The organism is Herbaspirillum rhizosphaerae (assembly GCF_001189965.1).
Classification (GTDB): Bacteria; Pseudomonadota; Gammaproteobacteria; order Burkholderiales; family Burkholderiaceae_D; genus Herbaspirillum; species Herbaspirillum rhizosphaerae.
This window is the reverse complement of record NZ_LFLU01000002.1, coordinates 513,206-534,192: the sequence shown is the minus strand read 5'-3', so window position 1 is coordinate 534,192 and position 20,987 is coordinate 513,206. Positions and strand designations below refer to the sequence as shown.

At 59.2% G+C, this 20,987-nt stretch carries 14 protein-coding genes and 1 riboswitch; of the genes, 5 read left to right on the top strand and 9 right to left on the bottom strand.

Annotated features, from left to right (window positions below; translation table 11 throughout):
• The first annotated feature begins 38 nt into the window (after nucleotides 1-38).
• On the top strand, nucleotides 39-647 hold the full coding sequence (locus tag AKL25_RS05215) for a 50S ribosomal protein L25/general stress protein Ctc (RefSeq protein WP_050476561.1): 609 nt from the start codon (nucleotides 39-41) through the stop codon (nucleotides 645-647).
• 117 nt (nucleotides 648-764) lie between these two features.
• Here the strand turns inward: AKL25_RS05215 and AKL25_RS05210 are convergent, their stop codons facing one another.
• The 6 genes from AKL25_RS05210 to AKL25_RS05185 form a co-directional block, all read right to left on the bottom strand.
• Nucleotides 765-2,555 (bottom strand): M61 family metallopeptidase, encoded by a 1,791-nt coding sequence (locus tag AKL25_RS05210; protein WP_050476560.1) that lies wholly within the window; start codon nucleotides 2,553-2,555, stop codon nucleotides 765-767.
• A gap of 207 nt (nucleotides 2,556-2,762) precedes the next feature.
• Nucleotides 2,763-4,226, bottom strand: a complete 1,464-nt coding sequence (locus tag AKL25_RS05205; protein ID WP_050476559.1) for a glutamate synthase subunit beta — start codon at nucleotides 4,224-4,226, stop codon at nucleotides 2,763-2,765.
• A gap of 115 nt (nucleotides 4,227-4,341) precedes the next feature.
• Complete coding sequence (locus AKL25_RS05200; protein ID WP_050476558.1) at nucleotides 4,342-9,018, bottom strand: glutamate synthase-related protein; 4,677 nt, start codon at nucleotides 9,016-9,018, stop codon at nucleotides 4,342-4,344.
• Nucleotides 9,019-9,191: 173 nt separating this feature from the next.
• Nucleotides 9,192-9,929 (bottom strand): transposase, encoded by a 738-nt coding sequence (locus AKL25_RS05195; protein ID WP_050476557.1) that lies wholly within the window; start codon nucleotides 9,927-9,929, stop codon nucleotides 9,192-9,194.
• A gap of 120 nt (nucleotides 9,930-10,049) precedes the next feature.
• Nucleotides 10,050-11,015, bottom strand: a complete 966-nt coding sequence (locus AKL25_RS05190) for a TerC family protein (protein ID WP_050476556.1) — start codon at nucleotides 11,013-11,015, stop codon at nucleotides 10,050-10,052.
• 40 nt (nucleotides 11,016-11,055) lie between these two features.
• Entirely contained in the window at nucleotides 11,056-11,364 is a 309-nt protein-coding gene (locus AKL25_RS05185; RefSeq protein WP_050476555.1) for a TFIIB-type zinc ribbon-containing protein, read from the bottom strand.
• 114 nt (nucleotides 11,365-11,478) lie between these two features.
• On the opposite strand from AKL25_RS05185, the gene nhaR reads away from it, so the two are divergent.
• A complete protein-coding gene (gene nhaR, locus AKL25_RS05180) occupies nucleotides 11,479-12,390 on the top strand; it encodes a transcriptional activator NhaR (protein WP_050476554.1) in 912 nt (303 codons plus the stop codon).
• Between the two features lie 211 nt (nucleotides 12,391-12,601).
• On the opposite strand, the gene AKL25_RS05175 is transcribed toward nhaR, so the two are convergent.
• Nucleotides 12,602-13,465: a LysR family transcriptional regulator gene (locus tag AKL25_RS05175; RefSeq protein ID WP_050476553.1), complete on the bottom strand. Its 864-nt coding sequence runs from the start codon at nucleotides 13,463-13,465 to the stop codon at nucleotides 12,602-12,604.
• Between the two features lie 224 nt (nucleotides 13,466-13,689).
• Here AKL25_RS05175 and AKL25_RS05170 point away from each other — a divergent pair, with 224 nt between their 5' ends.
• Nucleotides 13,690-14,913: a YbfB/YjiJ family MFS transporter gene (locus tag AKL25_RS05170; protein WP_050476552.1), complete on the top strand. Its 1,224-nt coding sequence runs from the start codon at nucleotides 13,690-13,692 to the stop codon at nucleotides 14,911-14,913.
• A 75-nt stretch (nucleotides 14,914-14,988) separates the two neighbouring features.
• Here the strand turns inward: AKL25_RS05170 and AKL25_RS05165 are convergent, their stop codons facing one another.
• Entirely contained in the window at nucleotides 14,989-16,488 is a 1,500-nt protein-coding gene (locus AKL25_RS05165; protein WP_050476551.1) for an AMP nucleosidase, read from the bottom strand.
• Between the two features lie 599 nt (nucleotides 16,489-17,087).
• On the opposite strand from AKL25_RS05165, the gene AKL25_RS05160 reads away from it, so the two are divergent.
• Complete coding sequence (locus AKL25_RS05160) at nucleotides 17,088-18,155, top strand: type II asparaginase (RefSeq protein WP_050476550.1); 1,068 nt, start codon at nucleotides 17,088-17,090, stop codon at nucleotides 18,153-18,155.
• Between the two features lie 105 nt (nucleotides 18,156-18,260).
• On the opposite strand, the gene AKL25_RS05155 is transcribed toward AKL25_RS05160, so the two are convergent.
• On the bottom strand, nucleotides 18,261-18,836 hold the full coding sequence (locus tag AKL25_RS05155) for a TMEM165/GDT1 family protein (protein WP_050476549.1): 576 nt from the start codon (nucleotides 18,834-18,836) through the stop codon (nucleotides 18,261-18,263).
• 3 nt (nucleotides 18,837-18,839) lie between these two features.
• Nucleotides 18,840-19,019: riboswitch (yybP-ykoY riboswitch) on the bottom strand.
• Nucleotides 19,020-19,300: 281 nt separating this feature from the next.
• On the opposite strand from AKL25_RS05155, the gene AKL25_RS05150 reads away from it, so the two are divergent.
• Nucleotides 19,301-20,935, top strand: a complete 1,635-nt coding sequence (locus tag AKL25_RS05150; RefSeq protein WP_050476548.1) for an OpgD/OpgG family glucan biosynthesis protein — start codon at nucleotides 19,301-19,303, stop codon at nucleotides 20,933-20,935.
• The last annotated feature ends 52 nt before the right edge of the window (nucleotides 20,936-20,987 follow it).

Here is a 20,987-nt window from a genome sequence, read left to right as displayed (position 1 = left end):
AACGCGAGACGAAAGTCCCGCAACCTTTGGAGTTTCACATGAAAGTTATCGCATTTCCACGCAAAGAGCAGGGGACCGGAGCGAGCCGCCGCCTGCGCATTGCTGGTCAAACACCAGCTATCGTCTACGGCGGTACCGCTGCACCGCTGAACATCGCTCTGGACCACAACGCGCTGTACCATGCGTTGAAGAAAGAAGCCTTCCACTCGTCGATCCTCGATCTGGAAATCGAAGGCAAGGTTGAACAAGTTCTGCTGCGCGACTTCCAAGTCCACGCGTACAAGCAACTGGTTCTGCACGTTGACTTCCAACGCGTCGACGCTTCGCAAAAGATCCACGTCAAGGTGCCGCTGCACTTCGTGAACTCTGAAGTCTCGCCGGCCGTCAAGCTGTCGTCGGGCATCATCAGCCACGTCATGAGCGAACTGGACATCTCCTGCCTGCCTAAGGATCTGCCGGAATTCGTTTCCGTCGATCTGTCGAAGCTGGAAGTTGGTCATTCGATCCACTTGGCCGACCTGCAATTGCCAAACGGCGTGACTGCTGTTTCGCAAGAAAACCTGACAGTTGCGACCGCTTCGGTGCCAGCCGGCAAGGTTGAAGCTGAAGGCGCAGCACCTGCAGCAGGCGACGCAGAAGCGAAGTAATCTTCGATTCGGCAAAGCAGCATCAAATAAAAAACCCGCTTCGGCGGGTTTTTTATTGCCTGCATTTCCGGCATCGGCAGTAAAACAGCAAAACCGACGCCGAAACTCAATTCAAGATTATCTTCCCAACCACGCCTTGCGCTTGCGTACCAAAGCAACCGGCTTGTCTTGCGCAGTCAGCGCGACTTGCGGCGCGCCGTCATTCTTCAACTTAACCTTGAAACACATCAGCTCGTCGCGACGGAACACGTGCAATTCAACCACGTCGTTCTCGCTATAGCGCGCCAGCAGACCGTCCATGCCTGCCGGCGGAATACGAACGCCATCCAGCGCCACCAGCTTGTCGCCGGCCGATAATCCGGCGCGCTGCCCTGCTCCGCCTTCATACACGTTGGCAAGCTTGGCATCGCCGCCGTCGCGCGTCACGCGCACGTTCATGCCGGGCCGGGCATCCTTGCGTACATCGGCATAGGCAACGCCGAACGGCGCCATCAATTGCTCCAGCGGCAGGTCTTCGGTGCCGCGAATGTAGCGGTCGAAGAAGCGCTTCAGCTTCACGCCGCCGACTTCTTCGAACAAGGCCTCCGCCTCGTCTTCACCGACGCCCTTGCCACCCTTGCGGCTATAGAAATCGCGGCCGAAGCGCTGCCACAGCGCCAGCATCACGTCGTCCAGCGATTTGCGGCCCTTGGTTTCCGCGCGTATCGTCAGGTCGAGACCCAGCGCCACGAGCGAGCCCTTGGTGTAATAGCTGACGATAGCGTTCGGGGCATTTTCATCTTGGCGATAGTATTTGACCCAGGCGTCAAAGCTCGATTCCGCCACGCTCTGCTTGCGCCGGCCGCTGCCGCGCAAGACACCGTTGACGGTCTTCGACAGCATCTTCAGATAATCCGGCGTATCGATCAGACCGGTGCGCACCAGGAACAGATCGTCGTAGTAACTGGTGAATCCTTCGAACAGCCACAGCAGCGAGGTATAGCCCTCTTCCCGTAAATCGTAGGGCGCGAACATCGCCGGCTTGATGCGCTTGACGTTCCAGGTGTGGAAATATTCGTGGCTGCACAAGCCGAGATAGGTGCGATAGCCGTCGGTCGATTCCGCCTTGCCCTTCACCGGCAGATCGCTGCGCGCGCAGATCAGCGCGGTCGATGCGCGATGCTCCAACCCGCCGTAACCGTCGCCGACGACCATGGTCATGAACACATAGCGCGACATCGGCGCACGCTTGCTTTTCGGCTCGAAGAAAGCGATCTGCGCTTCGCAGATTTTCTTGAGATCGGAGGACAAGCGCGCCATGTCCAGATTCGGCACATTGCCGGTGATGACGATATCGTGCGGCACGCCATGTGCAGTGAACGTGGTCAGCGCAAAATCGCCCAGCTCAACCGGATGGTCGATCAGTTCGTCGTAATCTGCGGCGACGTAAGTGCCAAAACCATAGCGCTTGGCCTTCAGCTCGGGCAATGACGTCGCCACGCGCCAGCGCTTGTAGGCGTCGCCGTCCGGACGGCGAATGTCGACGACATGCTCCGACTGTTCCTGCCCTTCGACGCGCAAGAATACGCTGGTGCCGTTGAAGAAGGCGTGGGTCTGATCCAGATGCGCGGTGCGCACCGACAAGTCCCAGGCGTAGACCTGATAGCTCAGCGTCAGCGGGCCGGTACACGGCGCGGCGCGCCAGCTGTGCTTGTCGAGCTTGCGCAACACCACCTTCTTGCCGCCGGCTTCGCCGCGGATCTGGACGATGTTGCGCGCGAATTCGCGAATCATGTAGCTGCCGGGAATCCACGCGGGCAAGGAAAATATTTGTCCGTCGGCAGCCGGCGCATCGACTGTCAGGGTGACGTCGAACACGTGAGAGACGCAATCGTTGGAGGTGATGCTGTAGCGAATCGGGGTAGTCATGTTGTTCTTCGGTTATCGCCGGCAAGGCCGCCGATCTGCCATGTCTGAAAAGTGAGTCCATTGTACTTGAGCAAGCCCGATTCGGGCTGACGCGAGACTGATTTCGGTCGCTCGCAGCCAATCGCACAGCTGAGCTGCAAAGTAAAAAAGCCGGAAAGACTTTCGTCAATCCGGCTTTCTTTACTTGCATGCCTACATGTTTGCGTATCAGCGTGGCAGCACCGACGAGCCCATCAGGAATTCATCCACTGCGCGTGCGCATTGACGGCCTTCGCGAATTGCCCAGACCACCAGCGACTGGCCGCGGCGCATGTCGCCCGCAGCAAACACCTTGTCGACCGAGGTCTTGTAGCAGCCTTCACCATCCGTTGTGGCCTTGGCGTTGCCGCGCTGGTCCTTGTCGACGCCGAACGACTCCAGCACTTGCTGCACCGGCGAGACGAAGCCCATGGCCAGCAGCACCAGATCAGCCTTCATCTCGAATTCGGAGTTCGGCACTTCCTGCATCTTGCCGTCCTTCCATTCGACGCGCGCAGCGATCAGCTTTTCCACCTTGCCGTTTTTGCCTTCCAGACGCTTGGTCGCCACTGCCCAATCGCGGTCGCAACCTTCTTCATGCGACGACGAGGTGCGCAGCTTGGTCGGCCAGTACGGCCAGACCATAGGCTTGTTTTCTGTTTCCGGCGGTTGCGGCATCAGCTCGAACTGGGCGACCGAAGCGGCGCCGTGACGGTTCGAGGTGCCGACGCAATCGGAACCGGTATCGCCGCCGCCGATCACGACCACGTGCTTGTCAGTCGCCATGATCTGGCCCTTGAGCTTGTCGCCGGCGTTGACCTTGTTTTGCAGCGGCAGGAATTCCATGGCGAAATGCACGCCCTTCAATTCACGCCCCGGCACCGGCAAGTCGCGCGGCAGCTCTGCACCGCCGGCGATGACCACTGCGTCGAAATCTTTCTTCAGCTCGTCGGGGGAAACCGTTTCCTTGGACCAGTTGGTGATGTTGGCAGGGAAGTCCTTGCCCACCAGGGTGCTGGTGCGGAACACGACGCCTTCGGCTTGCATCTGCTCGACGCGCAGGTCGATGTGCGACTTTTCCATCTTGAAGTCGGGAATACCGTAACGCAGCAGGCCGCCGACGCGGTCGTTCTTTTCGAACACGGTCACGTCATGGCCGGCACGCGCCAGCTGTTGTGCAGCGGCCAGGCCGGCAGGACCGGAGCCGACCACGGCGACCTTCTTGCCGGTCTTGACGGCGGCCGGTTGCGGCGTGACCCAGCCGTTTTCCCAACCCTTGTCGATGATGAAATGCTCGATCGACTTGATGCCGACGGCGTCGCTGTTGATGCCGAGCGTGCAGGCGGCCTCGCACGGCGCCGGGCAGATGCGGCCGGTGAATTCGGGGAAGTTGTTGGTCGAGTGCAGCGTGTCCAATGCTTCCTTGTAGTCGCCGCGGTAGACCAGGTCGTTCCAGTCGGGGATGATGTTGTTGACCGGGCAGCCGTTGTTGCAGAACGGGATGCCGCAATCCATGCAGCGTGCGCCTTGCGTCTTGGCTTCCGCATCGCCCAGATGCAGGACAAATTCCTTGTAATGCTTCATGCGCGTCTGCGGCGCTTCGCTCGCCTCTTTCAGGCGCTCATATTCCATAAAGCCGGTTACTTTACCCATTTTCCACTCACATTCTTCGCTAAGGATAGGCGGCTGACGATTCTGTCGTTGTCGTTAAAAATCGTCAGCCTTGCGTATGTTGATATCGATCGTTCAGGCTGGTCCGGGAAGTTGCTTATGCCGGGACCTTGTCCTTGGGCGTCGCTTTGGCAGCATTCAGTTCGCCCAGCGCACGTTTGTACTCGGTCGGGAAGACCTTGACGAACTTGCCGCGCGATGCCGCCCAGTTGTCCAGCAGGTAGCGCGCACGCGTGCTGCCGGTGTACTTGAAGTGACGCTCGATCAGACCACGCAAAATCACTTCATCGGTCTGGCCGTTGCCGCCGCGTTGCAGGCTGTGCCAGACAGCGCGATCGGTCGAGGCTTCCTGCTCGGTATCGGACAGGACCTTGTCCAGCGCGACCATGGCCATGTTGCACTTGCCTGCGAAGTCGCCGGTCTCGTCGTAGACGTAAGCAATGCCGCCTGACATACCTGCCGCAAAGTTACGGCCGGTGCCGCCCAGTACGACAACGGTGCCGCCGGTCATGTATTCGCAACCGTGATCGCCGGTGCCTTCGACAACGGCAATCGCACCGGAGTTACGCACCGCGAAACGCTCACCGACCACGCCGTTGATGAACGCTTCGCCGGTTGTCGCGCCGTACAGCACGGTGTTGCCGGAGATCATATTGTCGACCGCGCGGCCGCGGAACTCGGTGTTCGGACGCACGATGATGCGGCCGCCCGACAAGCCCTTGCCGACGTAATCGTTGCCTTCGCCGACCAGATCCAGCGTCACGCCGTGCGCCAGGAATGCACCGGCCGACTGGCCTGCGGTGCCCTGCAGCTGGATATGGATGGTGTCATCCGGCAGACCTTCATTGCCGTAACGCTTGGCCACTTCACCCGACAACATGGCGCCGACGGTGCGGTTCAGGTTGCGGATCGGCGAGATGAAGGAAACCTTCTCACCCTTGTCCAGCGCGATACGCGCCTGTGCGATGAGCTTGTGATCCAGCGCCTTGTCCAGACCGTGGTCCTGCTCTTCGGTGTGGAAGTATGGCGTTGCGCTGACCGGTTGATAGAAGATCTTGCTGAAGTCCAGGCCCTGCGCCTTCCAGTGCTGGATCGCCTTGGTGCGGTCCAGCAGATCGGAGCGGCCGATCAGTTCGTTGAAAGTGCGGATGCCCAGTTGCGCCATGATCTGACGCGCTTCTTCCGCGATGAAGAAGAAGAAGTTGACCACGTGTTCAGGCTTGCCGGAGAACTTGGCGCGCAGGACCGGATCCTGAGTCGCCACACCGACCGGGCAGGTGTTCAGATGGCATTTGCGCATCATGATGCAGCCTTCGACCACCAGCGGTGCGGTGGCGAAACCGAATTCGTCCGCGCCCAGCAGCGCGCCGATGACAACGTCGCGGCCGGTCTTCATCTGACCGTCGGCCTGCACGCGGATGCGGTTACGCAATCCGTTCAGCACCAAAGTTTGCTGTGTTTCGGCCAGGCCGAGTTCCCATGGCGAACCGGCATGCTTGATCGAGGACAGCGGCGAAGCGCCGGTGCCGCCGTCATGGCCGGCGATCACGACGTGATCCGACTTGGCCTTGGCAACGCCTGCGGCAACCGTGCCGACGCCGACTTCCGACACCAGCTTGACCGAGATCGAGGCGCGCGGATTGACGTTCTTCAGATCGTGGATCAACTGCGCCAGATCTTCGATCGAATAGATGTCATGGTGCGGCGGCGGCGAAATCAGGCCGACGCCCGGCACCGACACGCGCAAGGTCGCGATGTAATCGGTGACCTTATGGCCCGGCAGCTGGCCGCCTTCGCCTGGCTTCGCGCCCTGCGCCATCTTGATCTGGATCTGATCGGCGGAGATCAGGTATTCGGCCGACACGCCGAAACGGCCGGATGCCACCTGCTTGATGCGCGAACGCAGTGAGTCGCCGGCTTGCAGCGGAATATCGACTTCGATCACGTCCTTGCCGATTTCCGATGCCAGGGTGGCGCCCTGCTTGATCGGGATGCCCTTCAATTCGTTGCGATAACGATTGACGTCTTCGCCGCCTTCGCCGGTGTTGGACTTGCCGCCGATGCGGTTCATCGCAATGGCCAGCGTGGCGTGCGCTTCGGTCGAGATCGAACCGAGCGACATCGCGCCGGTAGCGAAACGCTTGACGATTTCCTTGGCCGGTTCGACTTCATCGATCGAGATCGCCTTCGACGGATCGATCTTGAATTCGAACAGACCGCGCAAGGTCATGTGACGCTTGGATTGATCGTTGATGATCTGCGCGTATTCCTTGTACGAATTGAAGTTGTTGGCGCGGGTCGAGTGTTGCAGCTTGGCGATCGCGTCCGGCGTCCACATGTGTTCTTCACCGCGGATGCGGAAGGCATATTCGCCGCCGGCGTCCAGCGCGTTGGCCAGCACCGGATCGCTGCTGAATGCTGCGCGATGCAGGCGCAGCGCTTCTTCGGCGACTTCGAACACGCCGATACCTTCGACGTTCGATGCGGTGCCCTTGAAGTACTTGTCCACCAGCGCCTTGTTCAGACCGATGGCTTCAAAAATCTGCGCGCCGCAGTAGGACATGTACGTCGAAATACCCATCTTCGACATGACCTTCAGCAAGCCCTTGCCGATCGCCTTCTGGAAATTGTAGATCGCCTTGTCGCCCGACAGATCGCCCGGCAAACCCTTGGCCATTTCGGTCAGGGTGTCCATCGCCAGGTAGGGGTGGATCGCTTCCGCGCCGTAGCCTGCCAGCAATGCGAAGTGATGCGTTTCACGTGCGGAGCCGGTGTCGACCACCAGACCGGTCGAAGTACGCATGCCCTTGCTCACCAGGTGCAAGTGGATCGCGGATGTCGCCAGCAATGCCGGGATCGCGACTTGTTCGGAATCGACCTTGCGATCCGAAATGATCAGGATATTGTGGCCCGACTTGACCGCGTCGACCGCCTTGGCGCACAGCGATGCCAGGCGCGCTTCGATGCCTTCCTTGCCCCATGCTACGGGATAGCAGATGTTCAGTTCGTGCGACTTGAACTTGCCGCCGGTATGCGCGCTGATGTTGCGCAGCTTGGCGATGTCGGCGTAATCCAGGATCGGCTGCGACACTTCCAGGCGCATCGGCGGATTGATGTTGTTGGTGTCGAGCAGGTTCGGACGCGGGCCGATGAAGGACACCAGCGACATGACCATCGCTTCGCGGATCGGATCGATCGGCGGGTTGGTCACTTGCGCGAACAATTGCTTGAAGTAGTTGTAGAGCGTCTTGTTCTTGTTGGACATGACCGCCAGCGGCGAGTCGTTGCCCATCGAACCGATCGCTTCTTCGCCGCCCGAGGCCATCGGCGCCATCAGGAACTTGACGTCTTCCTGGGTGTAGCCGAACACTTGCTGGCGATCCAGCAGCGGAATGGTCGAACCGGATTCGAACGGCTCGGCCTTCAGCTCGTCCAGCTTGACGCGCACCGACGAAATCCATTGCTTGTAGGGCTTGGCGTTGGCGTAGGTGTCCTTCAGTTCCTTGTCGTCGATGATGCGGCCGGCGTCGAGGTCGATCAGGAACATTTTGCCCGGTTGCAGGCGCCATTTCTGGATGATCTTGGATTCCGGAATCGGCAGCACGCCGGATTCGGAAGCCATCACGACCAGGTCGTCGTCGGTCACGATGTAACGCGCAGGACGCAGACCGTTGCGATCCAGCGTGCCGCCGATGTGGCGACCGTCGGTGAACGCCAGGGCGGCCGGGCCGTCCCATGGTTCCATCATCGCGGCGTGGTATTCGTAGAAGGCGCGACGGTTGTCGTCCATCAGGGTGTGGTTTTCCCAAGCTTCCGGCACCATCATCATCATGGCTTGCGCCAGCGGATAGCCTGCCATCAGCAACAGTTCGAGCGCGTTGTCAAAGCAAGCGGTATCGGACTGTCCTTCATAGATCAGCGGGAACAGTTTTTTCAGGTCGTCGCCCAGTACGGCCGACTGCATCACGCCTTCGCGCGCGCGCATCCAGTTGAAGTTGCCCTTGACGGTGTTGATTTCGCCGTTGTGGGCGATCAGACGGTAGGGGTGAGCCAACGGCCATTCGGGGAAAGTATTGGTGGAGAAACGCTGGTGCACCAGCGCCAGCGCGGAAACGCAGCGCGGATCTTGCAGGTCTTTGTAGTACACGCCAACCTGGTCGGCCAGCAGCAGGCCCTTGTAGACGACGGTGCGCGCCGACATCGACGGCACGAAGAATTCCTTGCCATGGATCAGGTTCAGCGCCTGGATGGCGTGGCCGGAGGACTTGCGGATCACGTACAGCTTGCGTTCCAGCGCGTCGGTAACCATGATGTCCGGGCCGCGGCCGATGAAGATCTGGCGGATGACCGGCTCTTTTTCACGTACGGTCGGCGACATCGGCATGTCCATGTCGACCGGCACGTCGCGCCAGCCCAGCACGACCTGGCCTTCAGCCAGCACCGAGCGCTCGATTTCCTGTTCGCAGGCGATGCGGGAAGCGTTTTCCTTCGGCAGGAAGATCATGCCGACGCCGTATTCGCCTGGTGGCGGCAGTTCGACGCCTTGTTTGGACATTTCTTCGCGGTAGTACTGATCCGGAATCTGGATCAGGATACCGGCGCCATCGCCCATGAGCGGATCGGCGCCGACAGCACCCCGGTGGTCGAGATTCTTCAGGATGAGCAAGCCCTGCTCAACGATAGAATGGTTTTTCTTGCCCTTGATATGGGCGATAAAACCGACACCACAGGCGTCGTGTTCATTAGCTGGGTCGTATAGGCCTTGCGCATGCATAACGGTGCTCCACCACTTTAAGAGTAAGGATTTAAGGATAGTGCACTGCACCCAATTCTTCAATAAGAACAAAAGGGGTCAGAGTAAAATTAAAAACCTCAGGATTTTTAGTATTTTTTAATTAGGGACAGAGTAAATGCATTGTTTCAATAAGTCATTGTATTAAAAGACTTTTAAGCGTCTTTTACTCCATCCAGCCCCTCATCTTGAGTCACTGCAACATCCACTTTCTTCGCAGGACGACCTCGCTTTGCAGGACTGACACGTCGGCTGACCTGTTTTTCCAGGCCTGATTTGAAGTCGTCGGCGCCCAGCGCCCAGCCTTTCAGGGTTGCCTGCGTGATCGCTTCGACTTCCTGGCTGCCCAGCGATTGCTCGGCCAGCAGCTTGTAGGCGATCTCGCGGTCGAACGGCGTGTTGCCCAATGCCCAATAGAGACGATGATCGGTAATCAGCGGATCCGACTTTGCGCCAATGTGATGCATGTAACTCGACCACGGATAGTCCGCCGGCCCCGCGACGAGCCCGTTACGAACGGGGTTCAGCTCGACGTAGCGACTGCACAACAGCAGGTAACGCTCGGCGTCCAGCACCGTGGCCCGGTAACGCCCCTGCCACAAGGTGCCACCTCTTTCGTATTTCTGGTTGTAATAAGGAACGTAATACCGCCCAACCCATTGCATCATTCGTGCCAGCCCTTCCGCATCGACCGGCGTCGCCAGCAAATGGATGTGGTCCGGCATCAAGACATAGGCATGGATAGCGACCTTGAAGCGCTTGGCGCCCTCCTTGAGCCAGTCGAGAAACGCGGTGTGATCGGCGGAGTCGCGAAATATTAATTGTTTGTCATGCCCGCGCTGGATGATGTGATGCGGCTGGTACGGGACGACGAGGCGGGGTAAGCGAGCCATGGATGGTGACTGAAAAAGGGAAAGGGACGGAGGCGATTCACGATTGTAAATCAACTCCGACCCCAATTTTCATTCACCTTGACCGATCCCGCTCAGGATCGGCCCGGAACTCCCTGCGACTTACATCACAGCCTTCTTGCGCGACAACACCAGACTGATCAGTACCGATGCCAGCAGGATCAAACCCACCACCAGCAGCGAAATCATCACCGGGATGTGGAACCAGTACGCCAGCAGCATCTTGCCGCCCACGAACACCAGCACCAGAGCCAGGCCGTACTTGAGGTAGTGGAAACGATCCGCCACGTCAGCCAGCAGGAAGTACAAAGCCCGCAAACCCATGATCGCAAACATGTTCGACGTGAACACGATGAACGGGTCCGTCGTGATCGCGAAAATCGCCGGGATGCTGTCCACCGCGAAAATCAGGTCCGTCACTTCGATCAGGATCAGCACCAGCATCAGCGGCGTGAAATAGCGCACGCCGTTGCGCATGGTGAAGAACTTCTCGCCGTCGTACTCATTGCTGATGCGCATGTGTTTGCGCAAGAACTTCAGCAGCGGGTTGTCGTTGAGATCGCTCTCCTTGTCCGCAAAGATCAGCATCTTGATGCCGGTGACGATCAGAAAGGCCCCGAATAAATACATGATCCAGCTGAACTGCGCGATCAGCCAGGCGCCCAGCAGGATCATGACGGCGCGCATGACGATCGCGCCGACCACGCCGTACAACAGCACGCGGCGCTGCATCTCGGCCGGCACCGCGAAGTAGCCGAAAATCACCAGGAAGACGAAGATGTTGTCCACCGACAGCGATTTTTCAATCAGATAACCGGAGAGAAATTCCAGGCTCTTCTGGTTCGCGAATTCGCGCCCGATGCTGTGATCCAGATACCACCACAGCAAGCCGCTGAACAACAGCGCCAACATCACCCAGGCAACCGACCAGCCGAGCGCTTCCCTGACCGTCACCTTGTGCGAGTGGCGCCCGCCGAGCACCAGCATGTCGAACGCCAGCATGCCAAGCACAAATACAATGAATCCACCCCACATCAGCGGACTTGCAAAACTTTCCACACCGTTCACGGCATTCCCCTTTGTTTATATATTCAACACGATTTGCTGATTAGTCGAAATCGAAAAACTCGCCCAGAAATCCCTTCTTCTTGCGCGACTGATAATCCTTGTTATAGCGATGACTATCGTCGTAGCCGCGTTGCTGCGGCGGCGCATATTGCGGCGCCGGCGCGCGATGCTGTATTGCTTGCTGCGTCGCCTGCGGAGCTGGAGCCGAAGCCGCCTGCGAGCGCTCGATCAGCTTGTCTAGCTCGCCGCGATCCAGCCAGACTCCGCGGCATTGCGGGCAGTAATCAATCTCGACACCCTGGCGATCGCTCATACTCAGATTGACGGTAGTACAGACGGGACATTTCATAACGGCCTCCATGACTTTGCGATAGACAAACCGTACTGTAGCTGGATCCGATCCTATTGAAAATTCGAATATACTTTAATTTATCTTCGGAAAAACCGATTAACAGGAAACGCCATGGCAGCGCTCAATTACAAACATCTGCACTACTTCTGGGTCGTCGCCAAAACCGGCGGCATCGCGCGCGCCGGCGAGCGGTTGCATCTGACGGCGCAAACCATCAGCGGACAGATTACGCTCTTCGAAGACAGCATCGGCTATAAATTATTCAACCGCGTCGGCCGCAAACTGGAGCTGAACGACGCCGGCCGCACCGTATTCGCCTATGCCGACCAGATCTTCACGCTCGGCGAAGAACTGGAAGAAGTCATGCGCTTTCGCCCCGGCGGCAGCCCCCTGCAATTCAGGGTGGGCGTCGCCGATGCGGTGCCCAAGACGATCGCCTATCTCTTGCTGGAGACGGCGCTGAAGCTCGACGACCCGGTGCGCATCGTCTGCCGCGAAGGCAAGCTCAACAGCCTGCTGGGCGACCTCGCCATCCATCGTCTTGATATCGTCATCGCCGACAGCCCGATGCCCGCCAATATCGACGTGCGCGGCTACAGCCATTTGTTGGGCGAGTGCAATACCAGTTTCTTTGCGACACCTGCGCTGGCCAAAACCTGCAAGAAGAATTTTCCCCAGAGCCTGGACGACGCCCCGTTCCTGATGCCGGGCGAAGACGCTGCAGTACGGCCGAAATTGCTGCGCTGGTTTGAAAAGGAAAAGATACGCCCGCGAATCGCCGGCGAGTTCGACGACGGCGCGCTGTTGAATGCCTTCGGCGAGGCCGGCACCGGCATCTTCGCGGCGCCGTCGGCCGTCGCCGTGCAATTGAAGCAACAACTCGGCGTCGTGCAGATCGGACAAACCGAACAGATCACGGAACAGTTCTACGCCATCTCCGTCGAGCGGCGCCTGACGCATCCCGCGGTCCTGGCAATCCAGTCGGCCGCGCGCGAGAGCCTCATCATTCCGAAGGGCAAATAAACACAATTGCGCTCCACGGACATGCCATTGCAGCAACATCAGGAAAAACGAACGCACAAAGAAAAAACCCCACGCTCCTTGCGGATCGTGGGGTAAATCCCATTCTCGGGGGAGAGAATGGAGGGGGAAAACCAACTATAAGAAAAGCAGAGTAGCGTCGCAGCGTTTTTTACAAATTGTTACGCCGCCATCCGCTCCGCAACATATCCCGTCAGGAGCCAGTCAGCAAAAGGCTTCGCAACGCGTTGAAGACCATGGTCTGTTGCTCGCGGCGACAAATCAGGGAGGTCGTAATCCGCCCCTGCTTACCTAAAGAATAGGCGGAAAAATTCTGTTGTCCATGCATATTTAATATCGAACGCGGAACAAAAGCCACACCGATGCCTGCTGCAATGCAGGCAAGCATGGCGTGATACGAACCCAGCTCAAGAATCCGCAGAGGACGCCGATCCCTGATGCTGCCGGAAGCAAACCACTGCTCGGCAAAGCTGCGATAAGTGCAACCTTGTTCAAAGACAATCAAGGTCTCCACTTTCAGGTCGTCCGGCGTCTTCACCCGCCCGTGGCCGCGCGGCACCGTGATCATCAGCTCTTCCTGGTACAAGGGCGTTGAGAAAAACACATCGTCCGGAATCGGCCCTGCCACCAGCGCAGCATCAAGCTTGAAGCTGCGCACCTGATCGATCAGGGTTTTCGTGGCCCCCGTGGTCAACTCCAGTTGCACTTCCGGCCAGCGCTGGTGAAAAGCCGCCAACGGTCCCGGCAAGCGGCTCGCCGAGGTGCTTTCCATCGCCCCTACCCGCAACCTGCCGCGCGGCCCCTGCGGCACCATCGCATGCCTGGCCTCCTGCACCAGACCGAGGATGCGCTCGGAATAATCCAGCAAGACTTCGCCGGCAGGCGTCAGCACCAAGCGCTTGCGATCGCGGATGAACAAGGCCACGCCCACCGACTCCTCCAGCTGGCGCAGGCGCGTGGTCACATTCGACTGCACACGATGCAGGCGCTCCGCAGCGCGCGTGACGCCGCCTTCGGCCACTACCGCGCGGAAAATTTCAAGTTCGGCAAGTTCCATGCTGGCTCCGTTTAAAAATCTTCATCTGACATCTCATAAAAAGATGAATACATTCTAATTATTCATTTTTTAGAATGATAAAGACAAGCTAACATTGCAACATCGTCGACATGCATCAGCATGCTTCCTCAGAACAACAGCGTCGCAACAGAACAGCATCCAACAATAATGACGCATAGCGATCGGCACCCGATCACGCCGCAAGAACAGGAACCCAGGAAACAATGACTACGCCGGATGCAAGCCACAACCGTAAAAGCGCCCTGCGCATCGCCTTTGCCGGCCTGATCGCGCTCTCTGCCGCCATGGGCATCGGCCGCTTCGCCTTCACCCCGCTGCTGCCGATGATGCTGCACGACCAGACCATCGACCTCAACGGCGGCGGCTGGCTGGCGACGTCCAACTATCTCGGTTATTTCATCGGCGCCATGTTGTGCGCATTCTGGCGCGGCCTGCCGCCGACGCGCACCATCCGCGCCGGACTGATTGCGACGGTATTGCTCACGCTCGGCATGGGACTGCTGCATGTGCAAGCGGTCTGGCTGGTATTGCGCCTGCTGTCCGGCATCGCCAGCGCGCTGGTGTTCGTCTACAGCTCGGGATGGTGCCTGCAACGCCTGGCACAATTGCAACTGCCGGCGCTGGGCGGCATCATCTATTGCGGCCCCGGCATCGGCATCATGCTCACCGGCTTGTCGAGCAGCGGGATGGTCGCCTACGGCTGGCACGCCGATACCGGATGGATTGCATTCGGCCTGATGGCGGCGGTATTGACTGCTGCGGTATGGAACACCTTCAGCGGCAATCTCGATCTGCGTGCGGGCAACGCCGCCCAGAACGATACGCAGGCCGCCGAACCGGCGGCGATTCGCCAGGAAGTGCGCTGGCAGGTGCTGGCCTACGGCATGGCCGGATTCGGCTACATCATCACCGCCACCTTCCTGCCGGTGATTGCGCGCCAGGCCTTGCCGCCCGGCTCCGCCTGGCCGGATTTCTTCTGGCCGCTGTTCGGCTTGTGCGTGGCGCTCGGTGCACTCGGGGCAACACGGATTCCGGTGCACTTCGATCAGCGCCTGCTGCTGGCGATCAGCTACGTGATGCAGGCGATCGGCGTGGTCAGCAGCGCGATCTTCCCCAATGAGGTCGGATTTGCGATCGGCAGTATTTTGCTCGGTCTGCCGTTCACGGCCATCACGCTGTTCGCCATGCGCGAAGCGCGCCGCCTGCGCAGCCATCATGCCGCCGGATTGATGGGATTGATGACGGCATCCTATGGCATCGGCCAGATTGCCGGCCCGCCGCTGGCGACGCGATTAGTGCATGCGACCGGCTCGTTTACGCCCTCGCTCAGCATCGCGGCAATTGCCCTGCTGGGCGGCGCGGCGCTGTATGTATGGCTGAGCCTGCGCTCGCGCGCGGGTCAGGCTGCGACTATCGCCCCACGTTAAATACAGCCTTGAAATGCAAAGAGCCGATGCTGGATTACCAGCACCGGCTCGCTTACCACCGACAAAACTCCAGACTTAACGGAACGCCGGCTCGCCGAAACTGCGCAGCTTGCGGCTGTGCAATTGCTCAATGCCGTGGTTGCGCAACAACTCCAGTGCACGGATACCGATCTTCAGATGCTGCGCCACGCGCTGCTCGTAAAAACGATTCGCCATGCCGGGTAACTTGATCTCGCCATGCAAGGGCTTGTCGGAAACACACAGCAAGGTGCCATACGGCACGCGGAAACGGAAGCCGTTGGCCGCCACCGTCGCGCTTTCCATATCCAACGCAATCGCGCGGCTCTGGCTGAAGCGCAGCAAGGGCGTGCGATGGTCGCGTAGTTCCCAGTTGCGGTCATCCACGGACGCCACGGTGCCGGTGCGCATGATGCGCTTGAGTTCATAGCCTTCCAGCTGCGTGATGCCGGCCACGGCGTCCTGCAATGCCAGCTGCACTTCCGCCAGCGCCGGGATCGGCACCCACAGCGGCAGGTCGTCATCCAGCACGTGATCGTCGCGTACGTAAGCATGTGCCAGCACATAGTCGCCCATGCGCTGCGACGACGACAAGCCCGCGCAGTGACCGAGCATGATCCAGCCATGCGGACGCAACACGGCAATATGATCCGTGATGGTCTTGGCGTTGGAGGGGCCGACGCCGATATTGACCAGCGTGATGCCGGTGCCGTCCGCGCGCTGCAGGTGATACGCCGGCATCTGCGGCTGGCGCACTGGCGGCGTGCCGGTGCTCGGCATGCCCTTCATGCCTTCGACGTTGGCGTTCGGCGTGGTCACGTTGCCCGGTTCGACGAAGGCCGTATATTGCTGGCGATAGGTACGTAGCTCAGGATCGTCGGTTGCCTGCATCAGCTCGCGTCCCATGCGCACGAACTCGTCGACGTAGAACGCGTAGTTGGTGAACAGCACATAGCGCTGAAATTGCTGCGGCGCCGTCGCCGTATAGTGACGCAAACGGTGCAGCGAATAATCGATGCGCGGCCCGGTGAACAAGGCCAGCGGATGAATACCGTCGCGCCAGCCGCCGTTGTCGACTTCATAGGTGCCGTTGACGATGCGGTCATCCATCTCGGCCAGATCCGGCAGATCGAACACGTCCGGCAAGAGACGCAAATGATCCGGATCCAGATCGCCCTCGACGTGTATGCCTTCGGCAAACGCAAAGTGCACCGGAATCGGCAGGTCGCTCACGCCGACTTCCAGCGGCTCCTGATGATTGCTCAGCAGCAGCTTGAACTGGCTCAGCAGGTAATTCTTGAACAGCGTCGGTCGCGTCAGCGTGGTCTGGTAAGTGCCCGGGCCGGCGACAAACCCGAACGACTGGCGCGTATCGGTATGCGTGACTTTTTCGGTCGTGATGCGCACGAAGGGATAGCACGCTCGCACGCGCTCCTGCAGCACTTCGCCTTTGGCGAAACGCTTGAAGGCATCACGGAGGATGGCGGTGTTGTGCTCATAGATTTCGATCACGCGATCGACCGCCTCTTGCGGATCGGTAAATTTTTCGGTCAACAACTTTTCTCCAATCAATTCCGGTTCTCGACACACTGCCTCACTTCACGAACTTCATAGCGCGGCAACGTCCGATTTCATTGTACCTATATAAACAAAAAGGCCAATCCCATTCCAGAATTGACGAAGAAACTGACTGCGGGCAACAACGATATGCCATTCAATTTCCCGGGCAAGCACATTCTTGAATAGAATCAAGAATTCGATACGGCTTTTTTGGATTTAACAAAAATAACGAAAGCCAAAAAATTGAAAATGCTCGCAAACCCGAAACCGCCGCACAGGCATTCTTTTGAGTATGCAATTTGCACTGCGCAGATGTCGTCCGGTATCGCGCCCAGACGGGCAATTTAAGTGCAAAACCACCTCCGCCGTGCCCTCAAAAAGCGCTCTCCCTGCACTCCTTGCGAGCAAATAATTTGAGTCATTATCTGCATGAAAAAATAGTTCCCGATTTTATCCAAGACATCTTCTAAGAAGCCGCAATGAGTGCTATCGTGGCTGCTCTCCGCGCCTCACGAGGGTTGCTTCCGACGAAATCTGCTCGCGTTGGAACAAACGGAGACGAGACTAAAAAACATACTTTCACCAAGAGGAACGACATGTATTCCAAAAAGATCTTCGGCCAGTTTCTGATCCTGGCTTGTGCTGCTCTGGTATCCGTCGCGCACGCGCAAAAACTTCCCAACGTCATGATCCTGGCAACCGGCGGCACTATCGCCGGCACCGGCGCCACCAGCACGACAACCGTCGGCTACACCGCAGCAAAAATCGGCGTGGAAGCGCTGATCGACGCCGTGCCGGAACTGAAGAAAGTCGCCAACGTCAAGGGCGAACAAGTATTCCAGATCGCCAGCGAAAACATGAACAACGACTACTGGCTGAAGCTGTCCAAGCGCGTGAACACGCTGCTGGCGCAAAGCGACGTTGACGGCATCGTGATCACGCACGGCACAGACACTATCGAAGAGACTGCCTACTTCCTCGACCTGACAGTACACAGCAAGAAGCCGGTCGTGATCGTCGGCTCCATGCGTCCATCGACAGCGATCAGCGCCGACGGCCCGATCAACCTGTACAACGCCGTATTGCTGGCAGGCAGCCAGGAAGCCATCGGCAAGGGCGTGCTGGTGACGCTGAACGATCAGATCAATGCCGCTCGCGAAGTGACCAAGACCAACACCTCCACACTGGATACCTTCAAGACGCCTGAACTGGGTTTCCTGGGCTACATCCAGGGCAGCAAGCCGTTCTTCTATCGTCAGTCGACACGCAAGCACACCGTTGATTCCGAATTCGACATCTCGAAGATGGATTCCCTGCCGCAAGTCGACATCGTCTACGGTTACGCCAACATGAACCCGATCGCGCTGAACGCCTTCGTCGCCGCCGGCGCCAAGGGCATCATCCACGCCGGCGTGGGTGACGGCAGCCTGAACAACACCGTTGCGCCATCGCTGACTGAAGCACGCAAAAAAGGCGTCGTGATCGTTCGCGCCAGCCGCGTCGGCCAAGGCATTGTGGCGCGCAACGGCGAAGCGGATGACGACAAGCTGGACTTCGTTGTTTCCGACACGCTGAACGCGCAAAAAGCACGCATCCTGCTGATGCTGGCACTGACCAAGACATCCGATACCAAAGAAATCCAAAAGATCTTCTATTCGTATTGATCTGGTTAGTACAGCAATAAAAAAGGCCCGCATTGCGGGCCTTTTTTATTGCGAAGCGATGAGCGACATCCAGGTTCCTGACACCTCGAAACGCTGCCGCCAGACTCAGATGCCGAGCGACTTGCCCGCGCCGAGCAGGGTCGCCACACCGATGATCGCGAAGATCAACGCAGCGATGGCGTGCACGATGCGCACCGGGATCTTGCCCGCGATACGGTCGCCCAGCAACACCGCCGGCACATTGGCGATCATCATGCCCAGCGTCGTTCCGGCAACCACCGGCACGAAAGCGTGATACTGCGCCGCCAGCGCGACCGTCGCCACCTGCGTCTTGTCGCCCATCTCCGCCAGGAAGAAGGCAATCACGGTGGTGCCGAAGACGCCGAAACGCGCGAACTTGGCTTCGCTCTCGTCGAACTTGTCCGGGATCAGCGTCCAGATCGCCATGCCGATGAAGGATACGCCGAGAATCCAGCGCATGGTTTCAGGCGAGACCAGCGAAGTGATCCATGCGCCCAGCGCGCCGGCAAAAGCGTGATTGGCAATGGTCGACACCAGAACGCCCAGGATGATGGGAATCGGTTTGCGGAATTTTGCAGCGAGGATAAAGGCCAGCAGTTGCGTCTTGTCGCCGATTTCAGCTAAGGCGACTACGCCGGTAGAAATGAGAAATGCATCCAATTGGGGTCTCCATGGCCGGACAAAAAACGATTGACCACGCCTCTCCCCGGCCATTCCGGAGGCAACGTGGTCAAAGGTCTTGTCAAGCTTTTAGGACCGCTTATGCCATGGTCGTGTGGACCAAGTATGTTGACATAAGCCCCTCCTCAGGGTGGAAGGCGACTACTCCCCAATGACGGGCGAATTTTACTCAATTAATTTTTATGCGTCCACAGAAAATACACAAAGACGCAGGAACCAAGCCCCGGCATGAGACTCTTTATCAAGTAGCCTCCGGGCAAGCATGCTGGCCCGGCATCGCACATCCACGCGAGCGCCGTGGTCATGCTAGGATTTCCACCTTGCTGCATCGTCAATCATCGCGGTCGGATATCCACCGACTGAAGCGACTCATTTGCACCACACAGCGCTCCCGACCAATCCTTGCTGTTTCCGGACAGCATTAATCATTCGACATCTCGCCTATGATCAATCGACGCACCTTCCTGAGCTCTGCCACCGCGACCGCCGCTCTCGCCGCCCTCGGCATTCCTCCCGAAGCGCTCGCCGCCAATCGCATCAAGCTCGGCAATCCCGCGCCCTTCTCCTTCGACGCCCTGATCGCCCAGGCGCGCACCACTGCGCAATCGCCCTACAAGGCGCAGAACAAGCCGCCGGCCGAGATCCTCGACAAGATCGACTACGAGGCGCACGGCAAGATCAGATTCAATACCGACTCGTCCCTGTTCGCGGATGGTCCGGGACAATTCCCGGTGACCTTCTTCCACCTCGGCCGCTTCTTCCAGGCGCCGGTGCACATGTACACGCTCGAAGGTACCAGCAGTGCAGGCAGCAACGCCAAGGCGCGCGAAATCCTGTACGACGAAAGCTATTTCGACATGCCGGCCGACAGCCCGGCGCGCAAGCTGCCGCGCGGCAGCGGCTTTGCCGGCTTCCGCTTCCAGGAAAGCCGCAGCGGCGACCAGGCCAAGCTTGACTGGCGCAAGAACGACTGGGTCGCCTTCCTCGGCGCCTCCTATTTCCGCGCCATCGGCGACCTGTACCAATACGGCCTGTCGGCGCGCGGCATCGCCATCGACGTCGCCCAGGCCGGCAAGCCGGAAGAATTTCCCAACTTCACGCACTTCTATTTCGAAGCCCCGGCCGACAAGAGCGACACCGTCGTGGTGTATGCCATGCTGGACGGCCCCAGCATCGTCGGCGCCTACAAGTTCATCATGCGCCGCGACGCCGGCGGCGTGCCCGGCGTGATCATGGACGTCGACTGCGCGCTGTTCCTGCGCAAGGACGTCGGTCGTCTCGGCATTGCCCCGGCGACTTCCATGCTGTGGTTCTCGGAGGCCGTCAAAGGCACCGGCGCCGACTGGCGTCCCGAGGTGCACGACTCCGACGGCCTGGCCATCTGGAACGGCAACGGCGAACACATCTGGCGTCCGCTCAACAACCCGGCGCGCATCACCGCCTCGGCGTTCGGCGACAACAACCCGCGCGGCTTCGGCCTGCTGCAGCGCGACCGCAACTTCGACCACTACCAGGATGGCGTGCATTACGAGCGCCGCCCGAGCCTGTGGGTGGAACCGCTGGAAGGCTGGGGCGAAGGTTCGGTGCAACTGATCGAAATCCCGACCGATGACGAGATCCACGACAACATCGTCGCCATGTGGGTACCGAAAGCCAAAGCCGCCGCCGGCAACAGCTACCGCCTGCGCTACCGCCTGCACTGGCTCAAGGACGAACCCTATCCGTCGCCGCTGGCGCGCTGCGTCGCCACGCGCCTTGGCAACGGCGGCCAGCCGGGCCAGCCGCGTCCGCCCAATGTGCGCAAGTTCATGGTCGAATTCAAGGGCGCGCCGCTGGAAAAGCTGGCTTTCGGCGAGTTGCCGGAAGCGGTGCTGTCGAGCACCCGCGGCAGCTTCTCCTATGTTTTCACCGAAGCAGTTCCCAACGGCGTCGCCGGCCACTGGCGCGCCCAGTTCGACCTGACCGTCGACGGCGACGATCCGGTCGACCTGCGCCTGTATCTGCGGCACAAAAACCAGACCTTGTCGGAAACCTGGCTCTACCAATACCAGCCGTTCAAGACCCGCAACGTTTACTGACAAACTTTGCATCGCTGCGCAGGCAATCGCGCCTGTGCAGCGCGTCGCCGTT

Excerpts from the sequence above, each read along its gene's own strand:
- AKL25_RS05185 (WP_050476555.1), bottom strand. The coding sequence starts at position 11,364 with ATGAAATGTCCCGTCTGTACTACCGTCAATCTGAGTATGAGCGATCGC.
- AKL25_RS05200 (WP_050476558.1), bottom strand. The coding sequence starts at position 9,018 with ATGCATGCGCAAGGCCTATACGACCCAGCTAATGAACACGACGCCTGT.
- AKL25_RS05210 (WP_050476560.1), bottom strand. The coding sequence starts at position 2,555 with ATGACTACCCCGATTCGCTACAGCATCACCTCCAACGATTGCGTCTCT.
- nhaR (WP_050476554.1), top strand. The coding sequence starts at position 11,479 with ATGGCAGCGCTCAATTACAAACATCTGCACTACTTCTGGGTCGTCGCC.
- AKL25_RS05175 (WP_050476553.1), bottom strand. The coding sequence starts at position 13,465 with ATGGAACTTGCCGAACTTGAAATTTTCCGCGCGGTAGTGGCCGAAGGC.
- AKL25_RS05160 (WP_050476550.1), top strand. The coding sequence starts at position 17,088 with ATGTATTCCAAAAAGATCTTCGGCCAGTTTCTGATCCTGGCTTGTGCT.
- AKL25_RS05195 (WP_050476557.1), bottom strand. The coding sequence starts at position 9,929 with ATGGCTCGCTTACCCCGCCTCGTCGTCCCGTACCAGCCGCATCACATC.
- AKL25_RS05170 (WP_050476552.1), top strand. The coding sequence starts at position 13,690 with ATGACTACGCCGGATGCAAGCCACAACCGTAAAAGCGCCCTGCGCATC.
- AKL25_RS05150 (WP_050476548.1), top strand. The coding sequence starts at position 19,301 with ATGATCAATCGACGCACCTTCCTGAGCTCTGCCACCGCGACCGCCGCT.
- AKL25_RS05205 (WP_050476559.1), bottom strand. The coding sequence starts at position 4,226 with ATGGGTAAAGTAACCGGCTTTATGGAATATGAGCGCCTGAAAGAGGCG.
- AKL25_RS05215 (WP_050476561.1), top strand. The coding sequence starts at position 39 with ATGAAAGTTATCGCATTTCCACGCAAAGAGCAGGGGACCGGAGCGAGC.